Consider the following 24,408-nt stretch of genomic DNA (forward strand, 5'->3'; position numbering starts at 1 on the left):
CCATGACCACGGCGGACGACCAAAGCGTCGGAATGGACTACCTCGAAAGCTTCCCGCGGAGGTTTCTCCGCGTCTACTTTCCGCTCGGCCTGATCATCTTCTTCCTGCTGTTCCCGTTCTACTGGATGGCGATCGCGACGTTCAAGCCGGACGCGGAGATGTACGACTACGAAAAGTACAATCCGTTCTGGATCGTGCATCCGACGCTGGAGCACATCAAGAAGCTGTTCTTCGACACCGACTATCCGCTCTGGATGTGGAACACCGTGATCGTCTCGGTGTCCTCGACCTTCATCTCGTTGTTCGCCAGCGTCTGCGCCGCCTACGCGATCGAGCGCCTGCGCTACAAGGGCTCGCGCTATGTCGGTCTTGCGATCTTCCTCGGCTATCTCGTGCCGCCCTCGATCCTGTTCATTCCGCTGGCGGCGATCGTGTTTCAGCTCGGCCTGTTCGACGGCAATCTGGCGCTGATCCTGACCTATCCGACCTTCCTGATCCCGTTCTGCACTTGGCTCCTGATGGGTTATTTCCGCACCATCCCCTATGAGCTGGAGGAATGTGCGCTGATCGACGGGGCGACGCGGCTGCAGATTCTGATGAAGATCACGCTGCCGCTGTCGCTGCCGGGCGTGATCTCGGCGGGCATCTTCGCCTTCACGTTGTCCTGGAACGAGTTCATCTACGCGCTGACCTTCATCTCCTCGTCCGAGAACAAGACGATCCCCGTCGGCGCGATCACCGAGCTCGTCAATGGCGACGTTTATCATTGGGGCGCGTTGATGGCGGCGGCTCTGACCGGCTCGGTTCCCGTAGTTATCCTTTATTCCTTCTTCGTGGAGTACTATGTGTCGGCGATGACCGGCGCCGTGAAGGAATGATCGCGGGGCCTGCCTTGAGAACGCGCCAGGACGAATCGGCAAAATCGGCGCGTTCCGGCCAATAAAAAGGAGTAGGCTCTTGCACATTCTGGTTCTGGGCGCCGCCGGCATGGTCGGCCGCAAACTATGCGAACGGTTGTTGCGCGACGGCCGGCTCGGCAAGAGCGACATCACCAAGCTGACTATGCATGACGTGGTCGAGCCGAAGGCGCCGGAAAAAGCCGGTTTTGCCGTCGAGACCATGTCGAGCGATTTCGCCGTGCCGGGTGCGGCCGAAAAGCTGATCGCCGGCCGTCCGGACGTGATCTTTCATCTCGCCGCGATCGTCTCGGGCGAAGCCGAGCTCGATTTCGACAAGGGCTACCGCATCAATCTCGACGGCACGCGGATGCTGCTCGATGCCGTCAGGCTCGCCGGCGGCGGCTACAAGCCGCGCGTGGTCTTCACGTCCTCGATCGCGGTGTTCGGCGCGCCGTTCCCCGATGCGATCGGCGACGAGTTCTTCCACACGCCGCTTCTGAGCTACGGTACGCAGAAGGCGATCGGCGAATTGCTGCTGGCCGACTATTCCCGCCGCGGTTTCCTCGACGGTATCGGCATCCGCCTGCCGACCATCTGCATCAGGCCCGGCCTGCCCAACAAGGCGGCATCGGGCTTCTTTTCCAACATCCTGCGCGAGCCGCTGGCCGGCAAGGAAGCGGTCCTTCCCGTGTCCGAGGACGTCCGCCATTGGCATGCCACGCCGCGCTCCGCCGTCGGCTTCCTGCTGCATGCAGGCACCATGGACCTGGCCGCAGTGGGGCCGCGCCGTAATTTGACCATGCCGGGCCTGTCGGCGACGGTTGGCGAGCAGATCGCTGCGCTGAAGCGCGTCGCCGGCGACAAGGTCGCCGCCCGCATCAAGCGGGAGCCGGATCCCTTCATCGTCGGCATCGTCGGCGGCTGGCCGCGCAACTTCAATGCAAAGCGGTCGCTCGAGCTCGGCTTCACCACCGCCGAGAAGACTTTCGACGACATCATCCGCATTCACATCGAAGACGAGCTCGGCGGCAATTTCGTCGCCTGATCCCTGACTGAGCGGGTAAAGTGATGGCGAGCGTTGCTTGCATCGGCGAATGCATGGTCGAGCTCCGGCAGGCCCAGGGTGGACAATCCGCCGGACATTCCAGCGGGCAGGGTGGTGGCCTCTACTCGCGTGGATTCGGCGGCGACACTCTCAACACGGCCGTGTACCTCGCGCGGCTCGAGGTCAAAGTCGATTATTTTACCGCGCTTGGCGACGATGCCCTGAGCGATGAGATGATCGCGGCCTGGACTGCGGAGGGCGTCGGCACGAGGCGCGTCGCGCGCCTGCCCGGCAAGCTGCCCGGCCTCTACATGATCCAGCTGGATGCGAAGGGGGAGCGCCAGTTCTTCCACTGGCGCGACAGTGCGGCGGCGCGACAGCTGATGAATCTGCCGGAGACGGACGATCTCCTCAACTCCTTGATGAGCTACGACATCGTCTATCTCTCTGCGATCACGCTCTCGATCTACGACGCGGCCGGGCGCGAGCGGCTGTTCGCGGCGATCAAGCGCGCGCGCCTGCTCGGCACCCGCTTCGTGTTCGACACCAATTTCCGCGCGCGGGGATGGCCGGATCGCGATGTCGCGCGCGAGGTGTTTTCAGCGGCCTTCGCGGCTGCCGACATCGTGCTGACTTCGACCGAGGATCTGCTCGCCCTTTATCCCGGCGAGAGCCACGAGCAGCTGATGGCGCACATCCCGAGCCCCGAGCTGGTGTTCCGGCTCGCCGAGCCGGTCAGCCTGCTGCGTTTTCCCGGGGGGCCTTACGAGGTCCGCGCCGAGCCCATGACCAAACCCGTGGTCGACACCACCGCGGCCGGCGACAGTTTTGCCGCGGCCTATATCGCGGCGCGGCTCGCTGGGTCCGACCCGGTCGAGGCCGCCCAGGCCGGGCACCGGCTCGCCAGCCTCGTGATCTGCTATTCCGGTGCCATCATTCCGGGGTATGCCATGCCGCCGAAGAAACGGCACCGGCCGGCGACGACGCGTCAAGCGACCAAGTGAAACGAAAGCCAAGATGACCACCACTGCCCAGCAGAACCACCTCGTCGCGCTGTTCAAGGCCGCGACCGTCATCCCCGTCCTCACCATCGAGCGTATCCAGGATGCGGTGCCGCTGGCGCGTGCGCTGGTGGCCGGCGGCGTCCGCACGCTGGAGGTGACCATGCGGACCCCTGTTGCGATCGAGGCGGCGAGGGCGATGATGGCCGAGGTGCCCGAGGCGGTGGTTGGCATCGGCACGATTCTCAATCCGGCCGACTTTACGCGTGTCGAGAAGCTCGGCGTTGCGTTCGGCATCAGCCCGGGCTTGACACCGGACCTGTTGGCGGCCGCGACCCATAGCTCCTTGCCGTTTGCGCCGGGTATCGCCACGGCCTCCGAACTGATGATGGCGCTGTCCTACGGCTTCGACGTCGCAAAATTCTTCCCGGCCGAGCAGGCCGGCGGCATCAAGGGGCTGCGCTCGCTGGGTGGTCCGTTCCCGAACGTGCGGTTCTGCCCGACCGGTGGGGTCGGCGAGACCAATGCGGCAACCTGGCTCGCGGAGCCCAATGTGATCGCGGTCGGCGGTTCCTGGCTGTGCCCGACGGCGGAGATCAGGGCCGGGAACTGGGCCGGCATAACTGCCATCTGCCAGCGCACCCTCCAGGCCCTTAAACCCGCGTGAAGTCTTGCCATCGCTGAGCTAAGACTTAGCTCAGCAAGAGAGCGCCAGGGAGAATGACCATGACCGCCAGCATCGTCGGATGGGCGCATACGCCGTTCGGCAAGTTCGACACCGAGACCGTGGAAAGCCTTGTGGTGAAGGTCGCCAATGAGGCGCTGGCGGATGCCGGCATTTCGGCCGGCGATGTCGACGAGATCGTGCTCGGCCATTTCAACGCCGGCTTCTCGCCCCAGGATTTTACGGCGTCGCTGGTGCTCCAGGCCGACCCGAAGCTGCGCTTCAAGCCGGCGACCCGGGTCGAGAACGCCTGCGCCACCGGCTCCGCCGCCGTCCATCAGGGCGTGCGCGCGATCGCGGCCGGCGCGGCCAGGATTGTCCTCGTCGTCGGCGTCGAACAGATGACGCGCACGCCGGGGCCGGAGATCGGCAAGAACCTGCTCAAGGCGTCCTATCTGCCTGAGGACGGCGACACCGTCGGCGGCTTCGCCGGCGTGTTCGGCAAGATCGCCAGCTCCTATTTCCAGAAATACGGCGACCAGTCCGACGCACTGGCGCTGATCGCGGCCAAGAACCACAAGAACGGTGTGGCCAATCCCTTCGCCCAGATGCGCAAGGACTTCGGCTTCGACTTCTGCCGCGCCGAGAGCGAGAAGAACCCCTACGTTGCCGGCCCCCTGAAGCGCACCGACTGCTCGCTGGTCTCGGACGGTGCCGCTGCCCTGGTGCTGGCCGACGCGGAAACCGCCAAGGGCATGAGCAAGTCGATCGGCTTCCGCGCCACCGCGCACGCCCAGGATTTCCTGCCGATGTCCAAGCGCGACATCCTCCAGTTCGAGGGCTGCACGGTCGCCTGGCAGCGCGCGCTGGAGAAGGCGGGCATTACACTGTCCGATCTCTCCTTCGTCGAGACCCATGACTGCTTCACCGTCGCCGAGCTGATCGAGTACGAAGCGATGGGCCTGACGCCCAGGGGGCAGGGTGCCCGCGCCATCAAGGAAGGCTGGACGCTCAAGGACGGCAAGCTGCCGGTCAATCCGTCCGGTGGCCTGAAGGCCAAGGGCCATCCGATCGGCGCCACCGGCGTCTCCATGCACGTGATGACCGCGATGCAGCTCGCCGGCCAAGCGCCCGAGGGGATGCAGCTCAAAAACGCAAAACTCGGCGGCATCTTCAACATGGGCGGCGCCGCGGTCGCCAACTACGTCTCCGTACTGGAGCCGCTGAAGTAAGGCTCCACGGTGGGCAAAGGCGAGAAGCGCCCATGCCCACCTTCTTCTTGCGCTAGATCATGGTGGGCCCGCCCGGGGCCCTTAAAGCTCTTGATCGATTTGCAGGGAATACATCATGAGCAATGACTACGAAGACTCGCTGTCGATGGACACACTCAACGACCGCATCGCGATTCTCGAGGACAATATCCGCCAGCTCATCGAGCAGGCCGCGGCCGCCTCGGGTGAGCAGAGCGAGTCGCGGATCGCGGACCGCATCAACCAGCAGAACGAGGAGCTCGACCGTCTCCTCAAGGTTCGCGAATCCCGTCAGAAGAAATAGCGGCCTTTCGCCGCCGGCGCATGCGGCCATACGCCAGCCGCCCTTGCGCACGCGCCGCCGCTGCCGTTAGCTGAACCGAAATCGCAGGGCCGCGCCTTGAGCCCGCGCAATCGGGAGTGAACGATGGGGCCGCTGAAGGGCATCAAGGTCGTCGACATGACCACCGTGCTGATGGGTCCCTATGCGACCCAGATGCTCGGCGACTACGGCGCAGATGTCATCAAGGTGGAGTCTCTGGACGGTGACGTCACCCGCCTGATCGGTCCGATGCGGCACGCCGGCATGGGCCCGGTGTTCCTCAACACCAACCGCAGCAAGCGCTCGATCTGCCTCGACCTGAAAAAGCCCGCCGGCCGCGAGACCGTGCTGCGCTTGCTGAAAGACGCCGACGTTCTCGTCTACAACGTCCGCCCGCAGGCGATGGCGCGGCTTCAACTCGGCTATGACGTTGTTTCCAAGATCAACCCGCGGCTGGTCTATGCCGGCGTGTTCGGCTTCGGCCAGGACGGGCCGTATGCTGCAAAACCGGCCTATGACGATCTGATCCAGGGCGCCACCGCGCTGCCGACCTTGATGGCGCAGACTGGTGACGGTGTGCCGCGCTATGTGCCGAACGCGCTGGTCGACCGCATCGTAGGCTTGACTGCCGTGGGCGCGATCTGCGCCAGCCTCGTGCATCGCGACCGCACCGGACGCGGCCAGCGCGTCGACATCCCGATGTTCGAGACCATGGCCGGCTTCGTCATGGGCGACCACATGGGCGGATTGACCTATGAGCCCCCGCTCGACAAGGGCGGGTACGCCCGCCACCTCTCGCGCGACCGCCGGCCCTATAAGACATCAGACGGCTATCTCAGCGTCATCGTCTACAACGACAAGCAGTGGGAGAACTTCTTCAAGGCGACGGGACGCGACGATCTGCGCGCCGATCCCAAGTTCGCGAGCTTCGCCGGTCGCGCCGCCAATATCGACGTCGTCTATGCCGAGCTCGCGCGCATCTTCGAGACGCGTTCCACGGCAGAATGGATCGACCTGCTGACCAGGGCGGACGTGCCTGTGATGCCGATGCACGACCTTGCGTCGATGCTGCACGATGAGCATCTGGAGACGACCGGCTTTTTCCCAGTGGTGAACCATCCAACTGAAGGGCCGATCCGGAGCATGAGGGTGACGGCGACCTGGTCGGAGACCGAGGCCGAACCGGTACGGCTTGCGCCGCAGCTCAACGAGCACGGCGCGGAAATCCTGCGTGAGATCGGCTATTCCGCCGACGAGATCGACGCCATGGTCCGCGATGGCGTCACCCGTTCGCCGCCCCGGAATGACGATGCACTGGTGCGCCCATGAGCTTCATCACCGGCGTCGGCCTCACGCCTTTCGGCAAGCACGAAGGCTCGTCCTCGCTCGACCTGATGAGCAAGGCCGCGCAGGCCGCACTCGATGATGCCGGGCTCAAGCGCGCCGAGATCGACGGCATCCTCTGCGGCTACTCGACCGTCTCGCCGCACATCATGCTGGCGACCGTCTTTGCCGAGCATTTCGGCATCCGCCCCAGTTACGCCCACGCCGTCCAGGTCGGCGGCGCGACCGGCCTCGCGATGACCATGCTCGCCCATCATCTGGTCGAAGCGCGCGTCGCCAGCAATGTGCTTGTCGTGGCCGGCGAAAACCGCCTCACCGGGCAGAGCCGCGATGCCTCGATCCAGGCGCTGGCGCAGGTCGGCCATCCCGACTACGAGGTGCCGCTCGGACCGACCATTCCCGCCTATTACGGCCTCGTCGCTAACAGATACATGCACGAATACGGCGTGACAGAAGAAGACCTCGCCGAATTCGCGGTGCTGATGCGCACCCACGCCTGCACTCATCCCGGTGCGCAATTCCAAGATCCCATCACTGTTTCCGACGTCATGGCCTCGAAGCCGGTGGCGATGCCGCTGAAGCTGCTCGATTGCTGCCCGGTGTCCGACGGCGGCGCCGCCTTCGTCATCAGCCGCGAGCGGACCGGAGAGGCCGGCGTGCGCATTCGCGGCTGTGCCCAGGCTCATACCCATCAGCACGTTACTGCAGCGCCCGCCCTGAGCGAACTCGGCGCCGAGATCTCCGTCGCCCGCGCCAGGGAGGCCACCGGCCTCGCGATTTCCGACGTGCGCTACGCCGCGATCTACGACAGCTTTACGATCACGCTCGCGATGCTGCTGGAAGACCTCGGCCTCGCTGGCCGGGGCGAGGCAGCCGCGCGCGTGCGCGCAGGCCATTTCAGCCGCGACGGCGCAATGCCGCTGAACACCCATGGCGGCCTGCTCAGCTACGGTCATTGCGGCGTCGGTGGCGCCATGGCGCATCTGGTCGAAACGCATCTGCAGATGACGGGGCGGGCGGCGAATCGTCAGGTGCGTGACGCCTCGATCGCGCTGCTGCACGGCGACGGCGGCGTGCTGTCGTCTCACGTGACCATGTTCCTGGAGCGGGTGCGATGAGCGAGCGAATCGCGGATTGGACCCAAGGTGAGCAGGTCATCACCTTTCAGACCTGCACCTCATGCAAACATGTGCAGTATTTCCACCGCGCCTTCTGCGCGGCCTGCGGCGCGTCCGATCCGCGCGAGCAGCACGCCAGCGGCAAGGGCAGGGTCTACGCGGCATCGCTGGTCTGCCGCGCCGCGACGCCTGAGACGCGGTCCCACGTGCCCTACAACATCCTGCTGGTCGATTGCGCCGAGGGTTTTCGCATGATGGCGCATGGTGAGAATGATCTCGCCATCGGCGATGAGGTCAGTGCGAGCTTCAAACTGTTCGCTGGGAAGATTGTGCCGTTTTTCACGAAGAGATCATAGTGGGATTCGTCATTCGGGGGCGGTCCTGAGAGACCGAGCCTGGAACGGGAATTCTGGGCCTGGCTTGTGCGAGGGCCACCCCGGAATGACGAAAACTCCTACGCGACTCTTAACTAACGCCCGTAGAACAAGATGCTGGCGATGACGAGCATCGCCATCACCGCCAGCATATGCGCGAACGCTTCCGAGGCCGCCCCCTTGGTGGCTTCCTTCATGCCATTTTCTCCCTAGACTTGGGCGTGACTCATCGATGCGCGGTTAGCGCCCAATGGCCAATTGTTTTTACTCGGAACACCCCTTGCGAGTATCCGCCGCGATCAAGTCCCCACGCGGCGAATATCGACTGTGCCAAGGTCGTTCAGCAATGCGGCGGCATTTTGACTCGATGTTGTTGCTCCTGCGGACGCGCAAGAATACAGTTTCGTGGAACTTTCGCCGCTAGCGACAAAAAGCATCAAAGGCCTAGGGAAAAACTTCAGGAAAATCATGGCCCGTATCAACTACAGCGACCCGTCCAAGGCATCCGACCGCACCCGCGAGATCCTCGACAAGAACCGCAATGCCAACATCTTCCGGATGATGTCGCATTCGCCGAGCTATTTCGAGCAGTACTGCCGGCTCGGCGGCGCCATCCGCCACAAGGGGGAGCTCGATCCGATCGTGCGCGAACTCGCGATCACCCGCACCGGCATTTTGTGCGAGGCGCCGTACGAGATCGTCGCGCACAAGCGCATCGGCAAGAATGTCGGCGTCACCGACGAGCAGAACGAAGCGATCGAGAACTGGCAGGATGCCAAGTGCTTCGACGAGGTGCAGCGTGCCGCGCTCGCCTTCACCGACGAGATCGTGAAATTGAACAAGCCGACTGATGCGACGTTCAAGGCGATCTCATCGAAGCTGACGCCGGCCGCGCTGGTTGAACTGCAGCTCTCGGTCGGATTCTACATCATGACGTCAAAGTTTCTGGAGACCTTTGAGATCGACCTTCAGCCGGTCACCGAAGTGGTAGGCTGATCGAGCAATTGCTGTGAGGGATGCTCATGACAATCGATGAATATGCGGCCTGGGCCGCCACCGTTGCAAAAGTCGATGAGCATCCGTCCAACGAACGGCTGTCCTATCTGGGCCTCGGTCTCGCCGGCGAATCCGGCGAGGTCGCCGAGCACATCAAGAAGCTGCTGCGCGATGACTGGCTTGACCAGGCAGGCCTCGTCGAAGAGCTCGGCGATGTCATCTATTACTGGGCCTGCCTGTGCGCCGCGACCGGCCAGCAGCCATCCGAATTGCTCAAGGCGAGTGCGGCCAAGATCAATCGGCGGATCAGCGAGGCGGCGGGCCGCTAGGCCGCTCAGGTCGACGTCAGGATATCCACCCTGGCGTTGGCGACGATCAGGCGGTCGGCGAGAAGCTGCGCAAGATTGCGCATGATGCGTTCGCTGGCGTGCGGGTGTTGCTTGCGGAAGCGTTCGAACGCTTTCAGGGGCGCTTCGAACGCGGTCGCCGCCATGTCCGCGAACACGTCGGCGGAGCGAGTGGTCTCGATCAGGGCCATTTCGCCGAAGGCCATGCCGGCGGTGAGCGTCGCCAGCCGCACGCCGTCGGGCAGCGTGACATGCACGGCGCCGCTGCGCAGGAAGAACAGAGCATCGGCGGGATCGCCCGTGGTGAGGATCTTTGTCCCGGATTGATAGGTCCGGATCGTGCAGATCGAGGCGAGGTCGGTCAGCTCTTCCTCGCTCATGCCGTCCAGCAGCGGCTGTTCGGCAAGCTCGGTGGTCTCGTGGAAATCGATCGAACCTCCGTACCGATAGATGATCTGGTCTTCGGCCCATTCGATCGCGGTGTCGAGCAGATAGAAGTCGCGGACGTTCTTGAGCTCGGCGGTCCATTCCCGCAGGCTGTCCCATTCCTTGGAGGCGCGCCTGACGCCTGACAGGACGACAGTCACATTCAGCGCCGCCAGCTCCTCGAACGCTTCGGCCACCAGCCGCGCTCCGGCGCGCGTGGTGGAGGTGACGCGGTGGAGATCGAAGATCACGAATTGCGGCCGCGGCCGGCCCGCAAGCCGGCGCGAGACATAGTCGACAGCCGACAGCGACAGCGTGCCGACCAGCTCGATGATCCGCACTTCCTGTTCGTGGGCCGCGAGAATATCGCGCTCCTGCGGGCGGCGCACGCGCCGCGACGGACTTTTGCCGATGTCGTAATCGGCGATGACGGCGTTGCGCGCATCGTCGCTGCGGTTGAGCATATGCAGATCGTAATGCGAGGACAGCGCCTCGCAGACCTTGATGCCGCGCACGCTGTTGCCGTGCTTGTCGAGCCTTGGCGAATAGCTGCCGAGCCCGAGGCGGGCGGGGAGGGCTGCGAGAATTCCGCCGCCGACGCCGCTCTTGGCGGGGATGCCGATCCGGTAGATCCATTCGCCGGCATAGTCGTACATGCCCGACGACGTCATCACCGACAGCGTGCGCGAGATTGCGTAAGGCGTCAGCACCTGCTCGTCTGTGACCGGGTTGACGCCGCGGTTCGCGAGCGTTGCCGCCATCACCGCGATGTCGCGCGCGGTGACCAGCACCGCGCATTGCCGGAAATAGACGTCGAGTACGGCGGCGACATTGTCCGAGATCACCGCATTGGTCTTGAGAAGATAGCCGATGGCGCGGTTGCGGTCGCCGGTCTGGCTTTCGGAAGCGTAGACGGCCTCGTCGACGGCGAGGTCGCGGCCGGCAAAACGACTGAGCGCGAGGCGAATTTGCTCGAAGGCATCTGGACCCTTGCTGTCGTGGATCAGCCCGGTGCAGGCGATCGCGCCGGCATTGACCATCGGGTTGAAGGGATGGTTCTCCGAGTTGAGCCGGATCGAGTTGAAGGGATCGCCTGAAGGCTCGACGCCGATCGCGCTCTCGACCCTGTTTGCGCCGAGCAGGTCCAGCGCCAGTGCGAACACGAACGGCTTTGACATCGACTGGATGGTGAAGGGCACCCTGGAGTCGCCGACCTCGTAGACATGACCGTCCAGGGTCGCGAGGCTGACGCCAAAACAGGCAGGATCGGCCTTGCTCAGCTCGGGAATGTAATCGGCGACTGTGCCGGAGGTCTCCGCCGAGAATTCGTTGAGGCAATTGTCCAGAAACCGCAGCAAAGGCGGCTTCGAGCGGGTCCAGGCGGTGGCGAGAGGCGAAAGCGGTTTCATCGCCTCTCTTTGTGCAACGCAATCAGGGCACGCGCAACCCGTCCGGCACCACGGTCTGCCGCCGGACCAGCAGCAGGGCGAGCAAAACCGTAGGGACGAGGATGGCGAGGCCGAGCAGCGTCACCTGAATCTGCGACAGCGGCATGATGCCGCCGCCGGGGGTAGCCACCACGAACCCGCCGATCACGAGCAGCACGCGGATTGGCCATTCCAGGGCACCGGCGCCGCGGAGATCGCCGACGAAGGGCTGGTAGCCCTGGATGCCGCCGCAGATGAACAGCGTGCCGAACGCCGCGAGCGCCATCAAGCCGAGGCCGGCGAAATAGGGGCTCGGCCCCTGCAGCACCAGCGCCGGATTGAGCACGAAGAAGAACGGAATGAAATAGATGATGCTGCCGACCCACATCGATTCCCAGCCCGTCTTCATCGCCGGCGAGCCGGCGATGCCTGCGGCCGCGAACGAGGCGATCGCGACTGGCGGGGTGATCGAGGACAGCATGCCCCAGTAGAAGATGAACATGTGCACGGCCATCCTGTTCAACCCGAGCTTCTCCAGCGCCGGCGCGACCAGGATGGCGAGAAAGATGTAGCAGGCCGTCGTGGTCAGGCCGAGCCCGAGGATCAGGCTGGTCAGTGCGCACATGCCGAGCAGCAGGAACGGATTGTCGCCGGCGATGCGCAGCAAATCGTTGGCGAGGCTCGACACCACGCCGGTCATCGAGAAGGCGCCGATCAGCAGGCCGCAGCCGGCGAGGATGCCGACGAGCTCGACGAAGGTGCGCCCGTTGACCTCGAGGAATTTGCCGATGGTCGCGACAGTCCAGCGCGTGTCCTTCGCGAACAGCTGGTTGAGGACCAGAAGCAGGGCGGTGGCGTAGAACGGCGCATGGCTCTCGCGCTTGAAGTAGAGCAGCATCACGATCAGCAGCGCGATCACGAAGACGTAGTACCAGCCATCCTTGATCGTATCCATGACGCGCGGCAACTCCGCGCGCGGAATGCCCTTCAGCCCGTGTCGTGCGGCGTAGGAATCGACCTGCATGAACAGGCCGATGTAATAGAGCACCGCCGGAATGATGGCTGCGAGCGCGACATCGGCGTAGCTGACATTGAGGAATTGCGCGATCACGAAGGCGGTCGCGCCCATTACCGGCGGAGCCAGCACCGCGCCGGTCGAGGCACAAGCCTCGATCGCGCCGGCGTAGGACGCGCGAAAGCCGCTCTTCTTCATCACCGGAATGGTCATCGTGCCGGCGGTGAGCACGTTGGAGATGATCGAGCCCGACATCATGCCGAGCAGGCCGCTGGCGAAGATACAGACCTTGGCCGCGCCGCCGCGGAACGTGCCGCACAGCGCGAAGGCGAGATTGATGAAGAACTTTCCGGCGCCCGTCATCATCAGCGCGGTGCCGAATACCAGGAAGCCGATTACGGTGTCGGCGAACGCCTGGATGGGAATGCCGAGCAGGCTCTCGCCCGACAGCACGTGATAGGCGGTCGCCTGCTCCAGAGTCGATTGCGTGCCGCGGAACGGACCTAACCAGCTGGATTCTGCGAACAGCGGATAGACGGTGAAGGGAAGTACGCTCAGTAACAGGCTCCAGCCGCCGGTCCGGCGCAGCGCCTCCATCAGCATCACCCACATCACGAGACCCGCGGCGGTCACGCTGTTCGGCGCGCCGCCGAATTCCCAGCCGGCCTCCGCGGCCTTGCGGACGTTCGACATCAACACGAGCGCCGCGGCAAAGGTCACGACGAAGCAGACAAGGTCATACCAGGGAATGCGGTCGAGCGGCGCGCGCGAGGTCCCCGGGAAGATCAGGAACGTGAACGGCAGCATCAGCGCGATCAGGAGATAAAAGTACTCCGTGTTGAGCTGGGTGTAGCCGACGAAGAAGCGCAGCGAGAATTGCTGGTTGATGCAGAGCAGGATGGTCGCTGCGGTGGCGACGACGAGCATCCAGCGCCAGGCACCGCGCAAGCTTCGCACGCGCGTGACCTCCGCCTCCTGCATGTTGCCGGCCGCGCCGTGCGGATCGTCGAACACGATCCGCTTGGCCTCGTCCTGCGGGGCGGTGGAGACTGAAGCAGACGACATGATCGACCCCGCGCGTGGGCAATTGACGCTGAGAACTAATCCTCGAACCCGTTCGGCATGTTGGCCTTCGCAAGCGCTGCGGCACGCGCCTTCATCCAGCCGTCGAGGAACGCCTTGTCATCCGCAGGCGGATTGGACTTGCCGTAGTCGGTCCACGCTGCGCCAAGCACCTCCTGGCGCTTGATCAGCTTGTTATTGTGCACGTCCTGCGCGTCACTCCATTGCCCGGCTTCCTTCAATGCCTTCACCGCGCCGGGATGCACCGGCACCACCCAGTTCTTGGTCTGGCGATCGGCCGCAAGACCGCCGGCGCCGGGCGCGGAGTCCTTGTAGGAATCGTAGTTCACGATCATCGCCTTGGTGATCGCATAGACCTGGTCGGCCGGCTGCGAGGCGTAGGCGACGAAGATCGGATAGGGATAATTGCCGAGCTCGATCGGCTTGTCCGGCGAGATACCGGCGCCGCAGGTCGCGGTCTGCGGGAAGAAGAACGAGCCGACCTTCTGCATCCGTGCCCAGCCTTCCTTGTCCTTGGCGGGCAGCGGCGGCCAGACCAGCCCGCGCGGCGAAGTCTCGGCTTCCTTGGCGGGGCCGGTGATGGTGGTGCCGAAGGCTGCGTCGGTGTCGTTGTTGATCAGGCCCTTCCACATCGCGCCGTAGCTTGCGAACTCGACGACCTTGACGTCCTTCTGCGTCAGGCCGGCGAAGGCGAGCACCGCGAGCGAGTTCTGGTTCAGCGCCGGCGAGCCGACGACGAATCCAACACGCTTTCCCTTGAGGTCCTTCAGTTCCTTCACGCCTGTATCCGCGGCCACGCCGAGCGTGCCGCAATTGCAGTCGACGGATGAGAGCATGATCTGCAGCGGTTGCGGGCCCCATTCCCTGGAGCCGAACTCGAACACGCCTTCCTGTGCGAAATAGGTGCCCGATCCCATCGCCGCGGAAACCGCACGCTTGGCGCGCAGCGGCGCCAGACGCGCGACGTCGTTGCCTGCGGGGAGCACGCGCACGTCGCTCGAGTATTTGTCCTTCATCATCTTGCCGACGCCGACCGCGATGTTGAAGCCGGCGGTGCCGGTGTCATAGGCGGTGAACGTCAATGTCGCCGGCAGCTTGATGTCTTCGGCGGACGCATAGCGTGTAGACGCAAAAGAAATGCCCGCCACCAAGGCAGGCGCGAGCATGATCAGCCCACGAAGCATGTTTCCCTCCAATGATCCTCGCGTTTGCCGCGACGATTTTCTTTCTTTGTTTGAAACAGGTTTTGTTTGAAACGGATCATGTCATTGCGATCAGGCGATGGCAACGACGTACCGCGATCGTAGCAATGAGGCTGACAGAATGTCGCGGAAAACGACGGATAATGCGGTCAGTTCGCGACGATCGCGATCGTCTGTCCCTCGGCAACGACGTCGTCGAGCTTCACCAGAAGCGATGTGATCTCGCCGCTCACAGGAGAAAGCACGGGTATCTCCATCTTCATCGCTTCGACCACCACAATCTCCTCACCGTCCGCAACGGTTCCTCCAACTTGCACGGGAGTTGCGCAGACGCGTCCGGCGATCTCCGTGACGATCTTAATTTCTGGCATGCCATCGCCTTTTTGTTGTGGTCGCAAAATGCCTGAGGTAGTTTCTTCTGCAAGCGGAATTTAATTCCGCACAGCGGAACAAGCGGTAGGGATCATGGGACGACGTTCGGAGCGGTTGAGTAGGCAAGGTGCGCTCGCTGGCGAAGCCGGCGAGGGTGATGTCATCCAGGTGGTGTCGCGCGCGTTCGACGTGTTGCGATGCTTCGAGGGCCACGATAGCAGGCTCGGCAATCTCGAGATTTCAAATCGCTGCGGCCTGCCGCGCTCGACGGTGTCGCGGCTCACGCACACGCTGACGCGGATGGGGCAGCTGGTCTATCTGCCGCGCGATCAGAAATATCGCATCGGGCCGAGTGCGGTAGCGATGAGCGCCTCGATGATGAAGGGCGCGCAGCTGCGCAGCATGATCCGCCAGCGGCTCCAGGAAGTCGCCGAGCAATTGCCCGGCACGGTCGGCTTCGTCGTCCCCGATCGCTTCCATCTGGTCTATCTCCAGTTCGCGCGCTCGGCCTCGGCACTCGGCCTGCATGAGGGCACCGGCAGCCGCATCTCGATGGCCTCGACCGCTGCGGGCGCAGCCTACACCGCGGCGTTGGCGCCCGAGGTCGGCGATGCCTTCATCGCGGACATGGAGCGGGAAGCTCCCGAGGCCGCGAAAATCCTGCGGCCCCGCATCGAGGCCAACCGGCAGTCGCTGCATGAGCGCGGCTATGTCGTGGCCTGCGGCCTGTGGAGCCCGCATATCAACGGGCTCGCGGTGCCGATCTGGTCGCCGCAGTACCAGACCTTTGTGGTGATCACGATCGGTCTTCTATCGTCGATGTACGACGAAGAGCGTCTGCATGCCGAGGTCGCCCCGTTGATGGTCGCGCTCGGCCGCTCGCTCGGCAGCCTGATGGACGGCGCGGAAGGCGACGTCTTCAACGCCCGCATCCCGCGCAAACCGGTCGCCATGGCCGTGCACAACAATAACAAGCCGATCAATTCGGAGGGAGTGAATGAACTGGAAGTCGGAACTCGACGAGCTCGCCCGGCGCGAAGCCTTCGCGCGGGAGATGGGCGGCGTTGACAAGGTCAAGCGTCAGCATGACCAGGGCCGACTGACTGTTCGGGAGCGTATCGACAGACTGACCGACAAGGGCAGCTTTCACGAGATCGGTGCCGTCTCCGGCGTCGGCGAGTACGATTCCAGCGGCGAGCTGCAGAAATTGACGCCGGCGAACTGCGTGTTCGGCCGCGCGCGCGTCGAAGGCCGCACCGTCGTCGTGGTCGGCGACGATTTCACCGTGCGCGGCGGCTCGGCGGACGCGTCCATCTCCGCAAAGCCGCTGATGGCGGAGGAGATGGCTCATGATCTCCGCCTGCCCATCGTCCGCATCATCGAAGGCTCCGGCGGCGGCGGCTCGGTCAAGACCATCGAGACCAAGGGCGCGGCGAACTTGCCGGGCGGCATCGGCGGTACACGCTGGTATCGCTTCACCACCGAGAATTTGTCGCGCGTGCCCGTGGTCGCGCTCGGCCTCGGCTCGGTCGCAGGGCTCGGTGCTGCGCGACTTGCCGCCAGCCATTATTCCATCATGACCCGGAAGTCTGCGATGTTCGTCGCAGGCCCGCCGGTGGTGAAGGCGCTGGGGCAGGACCTCTCGAAGGAAGAGCTCGGCGGCGCCGACATCCAGACCCGCGCCGGCGCGGTCGATCATGCCGTCGACACCGAGGAGGAGGCCTTTGCCTGCGCGCGGCGATTCCTGTCCTATCTGCCGTCGTCGGTTGACGGTCTGCCGCCGACCTTGCCCTGCACCGACAATCCGGAGCGCACGGAAGAGGCGCTGATGAGCGCGGTGCCACGCAACCGCAAGCAGGTCTACAAGATACGGCCGATCGTCGAACAGGTCGTGGACAAGGGCTCGTTTTTCGAGGTCGGCAAGAATTTCGGCAAGCCGATCATTGTCGGCCTCGCGCGGCTCGAGGGCAGGGCGGTGATGGTGCTTGCCAGTGACAGCTTTCACTATGGCGGCTCCTGGACGGCGGACGCCTGCCAGAAGGTGGTGCGCTGGGTCGACTTCGCAGAGACCTTCCATTTGCCGATCGTCTATCTCATGGACTGCCCCGGCTTCATGATCGGGCTCGATGCGGAGAAGGCGGGGACCATCCGCCATGGCGTTCGCGCCATGGCCGCGGTCAACCAGACCACGGTGCCCTGGTGCACGGTGATCCTGCGCAACGCCTTCGGCGTCGCCGGCGTGGTGCATCAGCCCGCCGACCGCTTCTCGATCCGCTACGCCTGGCCGTCGGCCTATTGGGGCTCGCTCCCGCTCGAAGGCGGCATCGAAGCCGCCTATCGCGCGGACATCGACGCGGCCGAGGACAAGGCGGAGAAGCTGAAGGAGATCGAGGGTCGCCTCAACAAGCTGCGCTCGCCGTTCCGCTCCGCCGAAAAGTTCTGGGTGGAGGAGATCATCGATCCCAGGAAGACGCGGTCGCTGCTGTGCGAGTTCGCGCGGCTGGCGGAGCCATTGCGAAAGCCAGGGCCGCCGGAGAGGTTTTCGATCAGGCCGTAGCTTCAGCGGCCTCTGCGAGCCGCTGATGCCGACCTCAGCCCAATCGCAGTTTGGCAAAATTGATCTAGCGCAACGCCACGCATCCGATTGTCTGCAAGCGTCTCGTTCGGAACGAGGGAGAGACGTCATGACAAATGCGGGTAACGCGCTGCTTTGGACAGCCATATATTTCGGTCTGTCGTTCGCTGCAATTTTTGTAGTCTGGTTTGCCGAGCGGTTGCGCACGGGCTTCGTGAGGAAGCCGTAAAGCCTTCTGCGTTCGCTACCTCGTCACCCGCTGACTGGACGGCGGATGCCTGCCGGCAGGCGGTGCCTTCGGCGTCGCCGGCATCTGTGCTCGCGCTTTGCCGCGGCAGCCTTGACGTGACCTCAAAACAATAACGCGCTACGCTTCTTGGGCAAGAACAAGAGGAAGCGCCAATCGTGTACGACTTCATTATCGTGGGCGGCGGCTCGGCGGGGTCCGTGCTGGCCCACCGGCTCTCCGCCAGGAGCGCCAACAAGGTCCTGCTCTGCGAGGCGGGACAGGACACACCGCCCGGAGATGAGCCGGCCGAGATCAGGGACAGCTATCCGGGGACGGCCTATTTCGATCCGCGCTTCCACTGGACCGAACTCAAGGTCACGACGCAGATCGTCAGCCACAACAATCCGAACGAAGGGCGTCCGCCCTTACGCAAATACGAGCAGGCTCGCGTGCTTGGCGGCGGCTCTTCGATCAACGGCCAGATGGCCAACCGCGGCGCGCCGACCGACTACGACGAATGGGAAGCGCGCGGCGCTGCGGGGTGGAGCTGGAACGATGTGCTGCCCTTCTTCAAGAAGGTCGAGCGCGACCTCGATTTCGATGGGCCCTACCACGGCAAGGACGGTCGCATCCCGGTCCGCCGAATCCCCAGGGAGCACTGGACGCGGCATTCGGAGGCGTTCGCGCAAGCCTTCCAGCAGGCCGGACATCAGTTCCTGCCCGACCAGAACGGCGAGTTCGTCGACGGGTTTTTCCCCGTGACGCACTCGAACCAGGCCGAGCAACGCGTCTCGGCTGCCATGGGCTATCTCGATCGCGACACGCGCAAGCGCGCCAACCTCACGATCTCCACCAACACGCAAGTCAGGGAATTGCTGTTCGAAGGCACGCGGTGCGTCGGCGTGAAGGCGGTGGTCGACGGGCGGGAGCAGGAATTCCGCGCCCGCGAGATCATTCTCTCCAGCGGCGCCATCCATTCGCCGGCGCATCTGTTGCGCGCCGGCATCGGCCCGGTCGGTCACCTCAAGGATATGGGCATTCCCGTACTGATGGGGCTGCAAGGCGTCGGCCAGCGCCTGATGGATCATCCCTCGATCTCGCTGTCGTCCTTTGTTCGCCGCGGCGCGCGGATGAATGAGCACACCCGGCGACACATGCAGCTCGGCCTGCGTTACTCGTCCGGGCTCGAAGGCGTACCGAAAGGCGACATGTTCGTCGTCCTGCTCAGCAAATCGGCCTGGCACGCGGTCGGTGAGCAGATCGGATCGCTGCTGACATTCGTCAACAAGACCTATTCCGAGACCGGACAGATCAAGCTTGCCTCGCGCGATCCGGTCGTCGAGCCGATCGTCGAGTTCAACCTGTTGTCCGACCGGCGCGACCTCGATCGGCTGATGAGCGGTTTCCGCAAGATGGCGGCCGTGCAGATGAGCGACGTTGTCAGGGCCGTGACGGACAAGCCGTTCCCGGCCTCCTATACCGACCGCGTGCGCAAGATCGGCGTGGTCAACACCAAGAATCGGTTTCTGACCAAGATCGCCGCGGCCCTGATGGACGGGCCGGCAGCGCTGCGCCACTACATGATCGACAATTTCGTTGTCGAGGGCTTCACCTTCGACGACGTCATCAACGATGACGAGGCGCTGGAAGCCTTCGTGCGCAAGGCGACCATCGGCGTGTGGCACGCCTCCTGCTCGTGCCGCATGGGCCGGGCCGACGATCCGATGGCGGTGGTCGATCCAGAGGGGCGCGTCAAGGGCGTGCAGGGCCTGCGCGTCGTCGATGCCTCGATCTTCCCGGTGGTGCCGTGCGCCAACACCAATTTTCCGGTCCTGATGTCGGCGGAGAAGATCGCGGCCGCGATGATGCAGTGAGGCGGCGCGGCTTTTCGGGCCGGCGGTAGAACGCAAAATTGGGGTCGAGAACGGTTCCGCGGCAGGCGGTCTGGCGGACATGCGTCCGCAGGCGGAACTTGGAACCCAGCTTAGGCGTTCTTTGCCAGATTTCGCCTTCCGGCTGGGACCGGGCCGCTGACCGCGCGTCCCATCTCGGGGCCGGAGCGCATGTCGGCGATGGAGCTTCATGGGGGTTCAATGATCAATTCATCAAGCCGGGCGCAAACCAGCGACCCCGAAGAGTTGCCCAGGATTTCGACCGGCAGTGACGGCCTCGACGATATCCTCTACGGCGGGCTCGATCCCAATCGCATGTACCTTTACGAGGGTCGGCCCGGCTCGGGCAAGACCACGATGGCGCTGCAATTCCTTCTCGAGGGCGCCCGTTGCGGTGAACGCGTGCTCTATATTTCCTTGTCGGAAACCAAGCGTGAGCTGACGCTGGTGGCACAGCGGCACGGCTGGTCGCTGCAAGGCGTCGACATCTTCGAACTGGTGCCGCCGGAGACGACGCTCGATCCGGAGCGCGAGCTCACCGTCTTCCATCCCGCCGAAATGGAGCTGAGCGAAACCACCGGCCTGATATTCAAGGAGGTCGAACGGATCAATCCCGCGCGCGTCGTGCTGGACAGCCTGTCCGAGCTCCGCCTCCTTGCGCAGAACCCGCTGCGGTACCGGCGCCAGGTTCTGGCGCTGAAGCACTTTTTCACCAACCGCAATTGCACGGTCATTCTCCTCGACGATCTCTCGTCCTCCCAGGACGATCTGCAACTCCATTCGATCGCGCATGGCGTCGTGATGCTCGAACAGCTCGCTATTGATTATGGAGCAGAGCGCCGGCGGCTTCGCGTCATCAAGATGCGCGGCATTCGATTCCGCGGCGGCTTCCACGATTTCACGATCGAAGCGGGAGGGGTGCATATATTCCCCCGTCTGGTGGCGGCCGAACATCACACCTCGTTCATCGGTGAGTTAACGCCCAGCGGCAATGCGCAACTCGACCAACTCCTGGGAGGAGGGCTCGAGCGCGGCACCAGTGCGCTGCTCTTGGGCGCCGCCGGTGTCGGCAAGTCTTCTCTCGCGCTGACCTATGCGATCGCGGCGGCAGATCGCGGTGAGCATGCGGTGTTCTTTGCCTTCGACGAAGGTCGCGGCACAGTGGAGGCACGGGCTCGAACGCTGGGCCTGCCCCTTGAAAGCCATCTGCAATCGGGGCTCATCCGATTTAAACAGATCGATCCCGCCGAGATGTCCCCCGGCGAATTCGCCGCCAATGTGCGCAACAGCGTCGAAAACGATAACGCCCGAATTGTTATCATCGACAGTCTGAACGGCTACCTCAACGCAATGCCGGATGAGCGATTTCTGATCCTCCAGATGCACGAGCTCCTGAGCTATCTCGGACAGAAAGGCGTGCTGACCGTCCTGATCCTCGCTCAGCATGGGCTGGTCGGTCCGATGGAAACGGCTCTCGATATCAGCTATTTGAGCGATGCCGTGCTCATGCTGCGCTATTTCGAAGTCGGCGGAACGGTGCGGCGTGCGCTCTCGGTCGTGAAGAAGCGCAGCGGCAATCATGAAAATTCCATCCGCGAGTTTCGTCTTGGCAGTGCCGGCATTACGGTAGGTCCTCCGCTGACCGGGTTCAGCGGCATCTTTTCCGGGAATCCGCGTTACTCGGGCACGGAAATGCCGGAAGGGCTGTCGGAATGAGCGCCGACCGCGATCATTGCGTCCTGGTGTTTGCTCCGATCGGCCGCGATGGACCGGCATCGGTCGAGCTCTTCCGAAATTCGAATCTCCTAGCAATCAATTGTCGTAGTCTCCCTGAGCTGGTCAGCGAGATGTCGGCGGGCGTGGGCGCGGTTCTTCTCGCCGAGGAGGGCCTGTTCGGGAAGGATACCCAGCCGTTGGCACATTGGATCGAGCGGCAGCCGCCCTGGTCCGACCTGCCCTTTGTCATTCTCACCAGCCACCGGGAGCAGCCGGCGGTGGTTGCTTGGCGCCGCAGCATCGTCGAGACACTCCGCAACGTTTCGCTGCTGGAGCGCCCGGTTCAGCCGATCACGCTGACGAGCGCTATCCAATCCGCAATGCGGGCCCGCCGGCGGCAATATGAAATTCGGACCTTGCTGCAGGCGCGCGAGCGGACGGCCCAGGAACTCGAGAAGCTCGTCGTCGAGCGTACCCGCGCCCTCGAGGAGGCCAACAAGCATCTGCGGGCCGAAATGGAAGAGCGCGCCCGCGTCGAGGAGACCCTTCGTCAGGCCCAGAAGATCGAAGCCATCGGACAATTGACCGGCGGAGTAGCTCACGACTTCAACAATCTGCTGATGGTGATCTCCGGTGGATTGGACATGCTCGATCGGCAGACTGATCCTGATCGGCGGCGTCGTCTGTTGGAGGGAATGGTTCAGGCGGCGCAGCGGGGTGCCGGCCTGACCAGGCAGCTTCTGGCTTTTTCACGGCGGCAGAAGCTCCGGCCCGAGGCCGTCGACATCCCAGCGCAGATCGGCGGCATGCGCGAATTGCTCGATCGGAGCCTGAGAGGCGACGTTCACGTCGAGTTTGATTTTCCCGAGGGCCTTTGGCCGGTTGAGGTCGATCCGGGAGAGCTCGAGCTGGTCATTCTCAACCTGGCGGTCAACGCCCGCGATGCGATGCCGAACGGTGGCACCATCGTTGTCCGCGGGGAGAACCTGGCCGGCCTGACCGAGGACGAGATCGCGGGCGATTACGTTCGTCTGTCCGTGGTCGACAGAGGTGTTGGAATGAGCCCCGAGATCCTGGCGCGGGTCTTCGAACCGTTCTTCACGACCAAGGATGTCGGGAAAGGCTCGGGCCTGGGGCTTGCTCAGGTCCACGGATTTGCGACGCAGTCACGCGGAATGGTTCGCATAAAATCGATCGTCGACGAGGGCACCAGCATCGAGCTCTACTTGCCGAGATCCAGGAATATTCCTTCGGGTGAACGGCATCTCATCGACCTGAACAGGGCTCGGCCCAAGAAGGCCAATCATGGCCGGGTTCTCCTCGTCGAGGACGACGACGAGGTCGCCGCGCTGGTCAGCGAGATGCTTGCGCAGCTCGGTTACCAGGTCACGCGCGCGGCGAGCGCTGCGGCGGCTCTCGGTGCCCTGGCGGACGGCCGCTCGGTCGACCTGGTGTTTTCCGATATCATGATGCCGGGCGGCATGAACGGTGTCGAACTCGCGTCCGAGATCAAGAGAAGGCGAAGCGACATCCCGGTCTTGCTGACGAGCGGATACGCCGAAGCCGCGGTTCACGACGCCGAAGCGGCCGGGATCCGGATCCTGCCGAAACCCTACCACATCGACGAACTCGCCGCAGCGCTCGGTGCGGCAAAGTCGGACTTTGCGACAACCGCAGGACCGGGCTTGGCGAAGACTCGGGGCTGACGATTCGCGCGACAATCACCGGCCGGGCTATGGCTTCCGGGCGCGCCTGCGCAATTGCGCGCTCTGCCGATCGTGCCGCGGCGCGCAACGATGCGACGAACAAATGCAAAGCGGTCGCGTCTCGATTGCGCAGACACGCATTCGTTTTCTGCGAGTTAAAGATTTCCGCCACTACGTGTGGCTATATTGATTGCCAAAATCGGCCCGCAAATGCAGCCACTTTCAGCCGTCATTTGAGACCATTTCAGCCAAACTGTTGTTGATTTCTTTGCAGGGGCAGGGACCCTCAGTTGGAGCCCTGCAATGTTCAAGTCGGTTCTTTCCGCGTGTTTCTTCGTTGCCTTTAGTTTCGTCGCTTCCGAAGCACGGCCTTATCGCATTCATCAAGCACCCGAATGCAACGTGACGATGCCCTGCGACTTCTCGTATTCGCAAATGCGTCGTGAGCGGACGTCCAGGTCCTTCCTAACGCCCGGGTCCTCACTCCAATCCTATCGCGCGACGCAACTGACAGTGACCGACGCAGGCGGCGCCGCGACGGCGAGCCTCTCCGGCGCTCGCATCGTCGGTGGTCGTCCGGCAGGTTGCCCTTCCTCCTTCTGCGGCTGCGGCGCTGCTCTGCGCGTGTTCGGCCGTATCGTGCCGGAATTGAATCTCGCGTCGAACTGGCTGCGCTTCCCGCGGACATCACCCGCACCGGGAATGGTCGCAGCCCGACACGGACATGTGTTCGTCCTCGAGCAACACCTAAGCGGGGATATCTGGCTGGCGTACGACGCCAACTCGGGCGGACACGCGACGCGAATGCATGCGCGTTCATTGCGTGGCTACACGATCGTCAACCCGCGCGGCGGTTCGGTCGCTTGAGACGCGGGCCGGCAGGTGCGTTACGAGACCTGGTGCGCCATCGCGCGGAACACCTTGTCAACCCCGCACTGAAATAATATTCGTATTTACAGAAGTTCGGATAAGGCGTAGTTTGCGCGCATCCCGGCCTGCTACAAGGGCGTTTCGCGATCGTCACGAGACGCGGGCCGGGAGGCGGTGGCCGCGACTGCGTCGGCGCGCTGGGCAGGCTGCAGGGCGGGTTTTCCCGTGAGCAGCTGCACACGCGGTACGACACGGCGCTGACAGCCTCCTCGTTCGGTCTCGATGGCGAGCGCACGCCAGGCATCGAGGACAGGGGCGGGGAGGTGCGCGGACGGCAAAATCGTGTGGTCCTGACGCCCGGGGTCTGTGCGTCAAGTCTTGTGGTGATGCTCTGCCCAACCGGGTCAGCACATCAGCCATCCGCAAGGCGACGGGGGCAATAGTGCATCGCTCCCCGGGGAGCAACTGTGTTGAAGTAGCCCGGCGATCGGCCGGCCTCAAGGCTGGCGCTTGCGCGCCACCGCCTCCGGCGGCT

General features: G+C 63.8%; 21 protein-coding genes. 17 read left to right on the forward strand and 4 right to left on the reverse strand.

Going from position 1 to position 24,408, the window contains the following annotated elements; translation table 11 throughout:
* Positions 1–2: 2 nt before the first annotated feature.
* The 11 genes from AC0L3S_RS05520 to AC0L3S_RS05570 all read left to right on the forward strand — a co-directional run bounded on the left by AC0L3S_RS05520 (position 3) and on the right by AC0L3S_RS05570 (position 9,342).
* Positions 3–878 (forward strand): carbohydrate ABC transporter permease, encoded by an 876-nt coding sequence (locus tag AC0L3S_RS05520; RefSeq protein ID WP_473257496.1) that lies wholly within the window; start codon positions 3–5, stop codon positions 876–878.
* 79 nt (positions 879–957) lie between these two features.
* Positions 958–1,944, forward strand: a complete 987-nt coding sequence (gene denD, locus AC0L3S_RS05525; RefSeq protein ID WP_473278356.1) for a D-erythronate dehydrogenase — start codon at positions 958–960, stop codon at positions 1,942–1,944.
* Between the two features lie 23 nt (positions 1,945–1,967).
* On the forward strand, positions 1,968–2,948 hold the full coding sequence (locus AC0L3S_RS05530; protein WP_473278357.1) for a sugar kinase: 981 nt from the start codon (positions 1,968–1,970) through the stop codon (positions 2,946–2,948).
* A 13-nt stretch (positions 2,949–2,961) separates the two neighbouring features.
* Complete coding sequence (gene eda / locus AC0L3S_RS05535; RefSeq protein ID WP_007609035.1) at positions 2,962–3,612, forward strand: bifunctional 4-hydroxy-2-oxoglutarate aldolase/2-dehydro-3-deoxy-phosphogluconate aldolase; 651 nt, start codon at positions 2,962–2,964, stop codon at positions 3,610–3,612.
* A 59-nt stretch (positions 3,613–3,671) separates the two neighbouring features.
* Positions 3,672–4,841, forward strand: a complete 1,170-nt coding sequence (locus tag AC0L3S_RS05540; RefSeq protein WP_063992796.1) for an acetyl-CoA acetyltransferase — start codon at positions 3,672–3,674, stop codon at positions 4,839–4,841.
* A 115-nt stretch (positions 4,842–4,956) separates the two neighbouring features.
* A complete protein-coding gene (locus AC0L3S_RS05545; protein ID WP_473278358.1) occupies positions 4,957–5,163 on the forward strand; it encodes a hypothetical protein in 207 nt (68 codons plus the stop codon).
* 123 nt (positions 5,164–5,286) lie between these two features.
* Complete coding sequence (locus AC0L3S_RS05550; protein ID WP_473278359.1) at positions 5,287–6,510, forward strand: CaiB/BaiF CoA transferase family protein; 1,224 nt, start codon at positions 5,287–5,289, stop codon at positions 6,508–6,510.
* Positions 6,507–7,643 (forward strand): thiolase family protein, encoded by a 1,137-nt coding sequence (locus AC0L3S_RS05555; RefSeq protein ID WP_473278360.1) that lies wholly within the window; start codon positions 6,507–6,509, stop codon positions 7,641–7,643. Before AC0L3S_RS05550 ends, AC0L3S_RS05555 begins: the two co-directional genes overlap by 4 nt.
* Positions 7,640–7,999 carry a Zn-ribbon domain-containing OB-fold protein gene (locus AC0L3S_RS05560; RefSeq protein WP_473278361.1) on the forward strand — a complete coding sequence of 120 codons (360 nt, stop codon included), beginning with the start codon at positions 7,640–7,642 and terminating at the stop codon, positions 7,997–7,999. The genes AC0L3S_RS05555 and AC0L3S_RS05560 overlap by 4 nt, the downstream gene beginning before the upstream one ends.
* Positions 8,000–8,485: 486 nt before the next feature.
* Complete coding sequence (locus tag AC0L3S_RS05565) at positions 8,486–9,013, forward strand: carboxymuconolactone decarboxylase family protein (protein WP_473257475.1); 528 nt, start codon at positions 8,486–8,488, stop codon at positions 9,011–9,013.
* A 26-nt stretch (positions 9,014–9,039) separates the two neighbouring features.
* On the forward strand, positions 9,040–9,342 hold the full coding sequence (locus AC0L3S_RS05570) for a nucleoside triphosphate pyrophosphohydrolase family protein (RefSeq protein ID WP_007592303.1): 303 nt from the start codon (positions 9,040–9,042) through the stop codon (positions 9,340–9,342).
* Positions 9,343–9,347: 5 nt separating this feature from the next.
* Here AC0L3S_RS05570 and glsA read toward each other — a convergent pair whose 3' ends face one another.
* From glsA to AC0L3S_RS05590, 4 genes are all read right to left on the reverse strand, one after another.
* Entirely contained in the window at positions 9,348–11,195 is a 1,848-nt protein-coding gene (gene glsA, locus AC0L3S_RS05575) for a glutaminase A (protein WP_473278362.1), read from the reverse strand.
* 22 nt (positions 11,196–11,217) lie between these two features.
* Positions 11,218–13,293, reverse strand: a complete 2,076-nt coding sequence (locus tag AC0L3S_RS05580; RefSeq protein ID WP_473278363.1) for a TRAP transporter permease — start codon at positions 13,291–13,293, stop codon at positions 11,218–11,220.
* A 35-nt stretch (positions 13,294–13,328) separates the two neighbouring features.
* A complete protein-coding gene (locus AC0L3S_RS05585; protein ID WP_473278364.1) occupies positions 13,329–14,495 on the reverse strand; it encodes a TAXI family TRAP transporter solute-binding subunit in 1,167 nt (388 codons plus the stop codon).
* Positions 14,496–14,662: 167 nt separating this feature from the next.
* The gene (locus AC0L3S_RS05590) at positions 14,663–14,884 is read right to left on the reverse strand and encodes an acyl-CoA carboxylase biotin carboxyl carrier protein subunit (RefSeq protein ID WP_473257465.1); all 222 of its coding nucleotides are present in this window, start codon (positions 14,882–14,884) and stop codon (positions 14,663–14,665) included.
* Positions 14,885–14,978: 94 nt separating this feature from the next.
* Between AC0L3S_RS05590 and AC0L3S_RS05595 the strand changes: the two genes are divergently transcribed.
* The 6 genes from AC0L3S_RS05595 to AC0L3S_RS05620 all read left to right on the forward strand — a co-directional run bounded on the left by AC0L3S_RS05595 (position 14,979) and on the right by AC0L3S_RS05620 (position 23,870).
* Positions 14,979–15,953 carry an IclR family transcriptional regulator gene (locus AC0L3S_RS05595; protein ID WP_473257463.1) on the forward strand — a complete coding sequence of 325 codons (975 nt, stop codon included), beginning with the start codon at positions 14,979–14,981 and terminating at the stop codon, positions 15,951–15,953.
* A complete protein-coding gene (locus tag AC0L3S_RS05600; RefSeq protein WP_473278365.1) occupies positions 15,883–17,442 on the forward strand; it encodes an acyl-CoA carboxylase subunit beta in 1,560 nt (519 codons plus the stop codon). The genes AC0L3S_RS05595 and AC0L3S_RS05600 overlap by 71 nt, the downstream gene beginning before the upstream one ends.
* A 423-nt stretch (positions 17,443–17,865) precedes the next feature.
* The gene (locus AC0L3S_RS05605; RefSeq protein ID WP_473278366.1) at positions 17,866–19,563 is read left to right on the forward strand and encodes a GMC family oxidoreductase; all 1,698 of its coding nucleotides are present in this window, start codon (positions 17,866–17,868) and stop codon (positions 19,561–19,563) included.
* A gap of 219 nt (positions 19,564–19,782) precedes the next feature.
* Positions 19,783–21,297, forward strand: coding sequence for an ATPase domain-containing protein (locus AC0L3S_RS05610; RefSeq protein ID WP_473278374.1), 1,515 nt, complete (start codon positions 19,783–19,785; stop codon positions 21,295–21,297).
* Complete coding sequence (locus AC0L3S_RS05615) at positions 21,294–23,003, forward strand: response regulator (RefSeq protein WP_473278367.1); 1,710 nt, start codon at positions 21,294–21,296, stop codon at positions 23,001–23,003. The genes AC0L3S_RS05610 and AC0L3S_RS05615 overlap by 4 nt, the downstream gene beginning before the upstream one ends.
* A 303-nt stretch (positions 23,004–23,306) precedes the next feature.
* A complete protein-coding gene (locus AC0L3S_RS05620; protein WP_473257450.1) occupies positions 23,307–23,870 on the forward strand; it encodes a hypothetical protein in 564 nt (187 codons plus the stop codon).
* Positions 23,871–24,408 lie beyond the last annotated feature (538 nt).

Source organism: Bradyrhizobium sp. Ken01 (assembly GCF_055807355.1).

Bases quoted from the DNA above. Each gene is read 5' to 3' on its own strand.
- AC0L3S_RS05520 (WP_473257496.1), top strand. From the start codon at position 3: ATGACCACGGCGGACGACCAAAGCGTCGGAATGGACTACCTCGAAAGC.
- AC0L3S_RS05530 (WP_473278357.1), top strand. From the start codon at position 1,968: ATGGCGAGCGTTGCTTGCATCGGCGAATGCATGGTCGAGCTCCGGCAG.
- eda (WP_007609035.1), top strand. From the start codon at position 2,962: ATGACCACCACTGCCCAGCAGAACCACCTCGTCGCGCTGTTCAAGGCC.
- AC0L3S_RS05540 (WP_063992796.1), top strand. From the start codon at position 3,672: ATGACCGCCAGCATCGTCGGATGGGCGCATACGCCGTTCGGCAAGTTC.
- AC0L3S_RS05545 (WP_473278358.1), top strand. From the start codon at position 4,957: ATGAGCAATGACTACGAAGACTCGCTGTCGATGGACACACTCAACGAC.
- AC0L3S_RS05550 (WP_473278359.1), top strand. From the start codon at position 5,287: ATGGGGCCGCTGAAGGGCATCAAGGTCGTCGACATGACCACCGTGCTG.
- AC0L3S_RS05555 (WP_473278360.1), top strand. From the start codon at position 6,507: ATGAGCTTCATCACCGGCGTCGGCCTCACGCCTTTCGGCAAGCACGAA.
- AC0L3S_RS05560 (WP_473278361.1), top strand. From the start codon at position 7,640: ATGAGCGAGCGAATCGCGGATTGGACCCAAGGTGAGCAGGTCATCACC.
- AC0L3S_RS05565 (WP_473257475.1), top strand. From the start codon at position 8,486: ATGGCCCGTATCAACTACAGCGACCCGTCCAAGGCATCCGACCGCACC.
- AC0L3S_RS05570 (WP_007592303.1), top strand. From the start codon at position 9,040: ATGACAATCGATGAATATGCGGCCTGGGCCGCCACCGTTGCAAAAGTC.
- glsA (WP_473278362.1), bottom strand. From the start codon at position 11,195: ATGAAACCGCTTTCGCCTCTCGCCACCGCCTGGACCCGCTCGAAGCCG.
- AC0L3S_RS05580 (WP_473278363.1), bottom strand. From the start codon at position 13,293: ATGTCGTCTGCTTCAGTCTCCACCGCCCCGCAGGACGAGGCCAAGCGG.
- AC0L3S_RS05585 (WP_473278364.1), bottom strand. From the start codon at position 14,495: ATGCTTCGTGGGCTGATCATGCTCGCGCCTGCCTTGGTGGCGGGCATT.
- AC0L3S_RS05590 (WP_473257465.1), bottom strand. From the start codon at position 14,884: ATGCCAGAAATTAAGATCGTCACGGAGATCGCCGGACGCGTCTGCGCA.
- AC0L3S_RS05595 (WP_473257463.1), top strand. From the start codon at position 14,979: ATGGGACGACGTTCGGAGCGGTTGAGTAGGCAAGGTGCGCTCGCTGGC.
- AC0L3S_RS05600 (WP_473278365.1), top strand. From the start codon at position 15,883: ATGAACTGGAAGTCGGAACTCGACGAGCTCGCCCGGCGCGAAGCCTTC.
- AC0L3S_RS05610 (WP_473278374.1), top strand. From the start codon at position 19,783: ATGATCAATTCATCAAGCCGGGCGCAAACCAGCGACCCCGAAGAGTTG.
- AC0L3S_RS05615 (WP_473278367.1), top strand. From the start codon at position 21,294: ATGAGCGCCGACCGCGATCATTGCGTCCTGGTGTTTGCTCCGATCGGC.
- AC0L3S_RS05620 (WP_473257450.1), top strand. From the start codon at position 23,307: ATGTTCAAGTCGGTTCTTTCCGCGTGTTTCTTCGTTGCCTTTAGTTTC.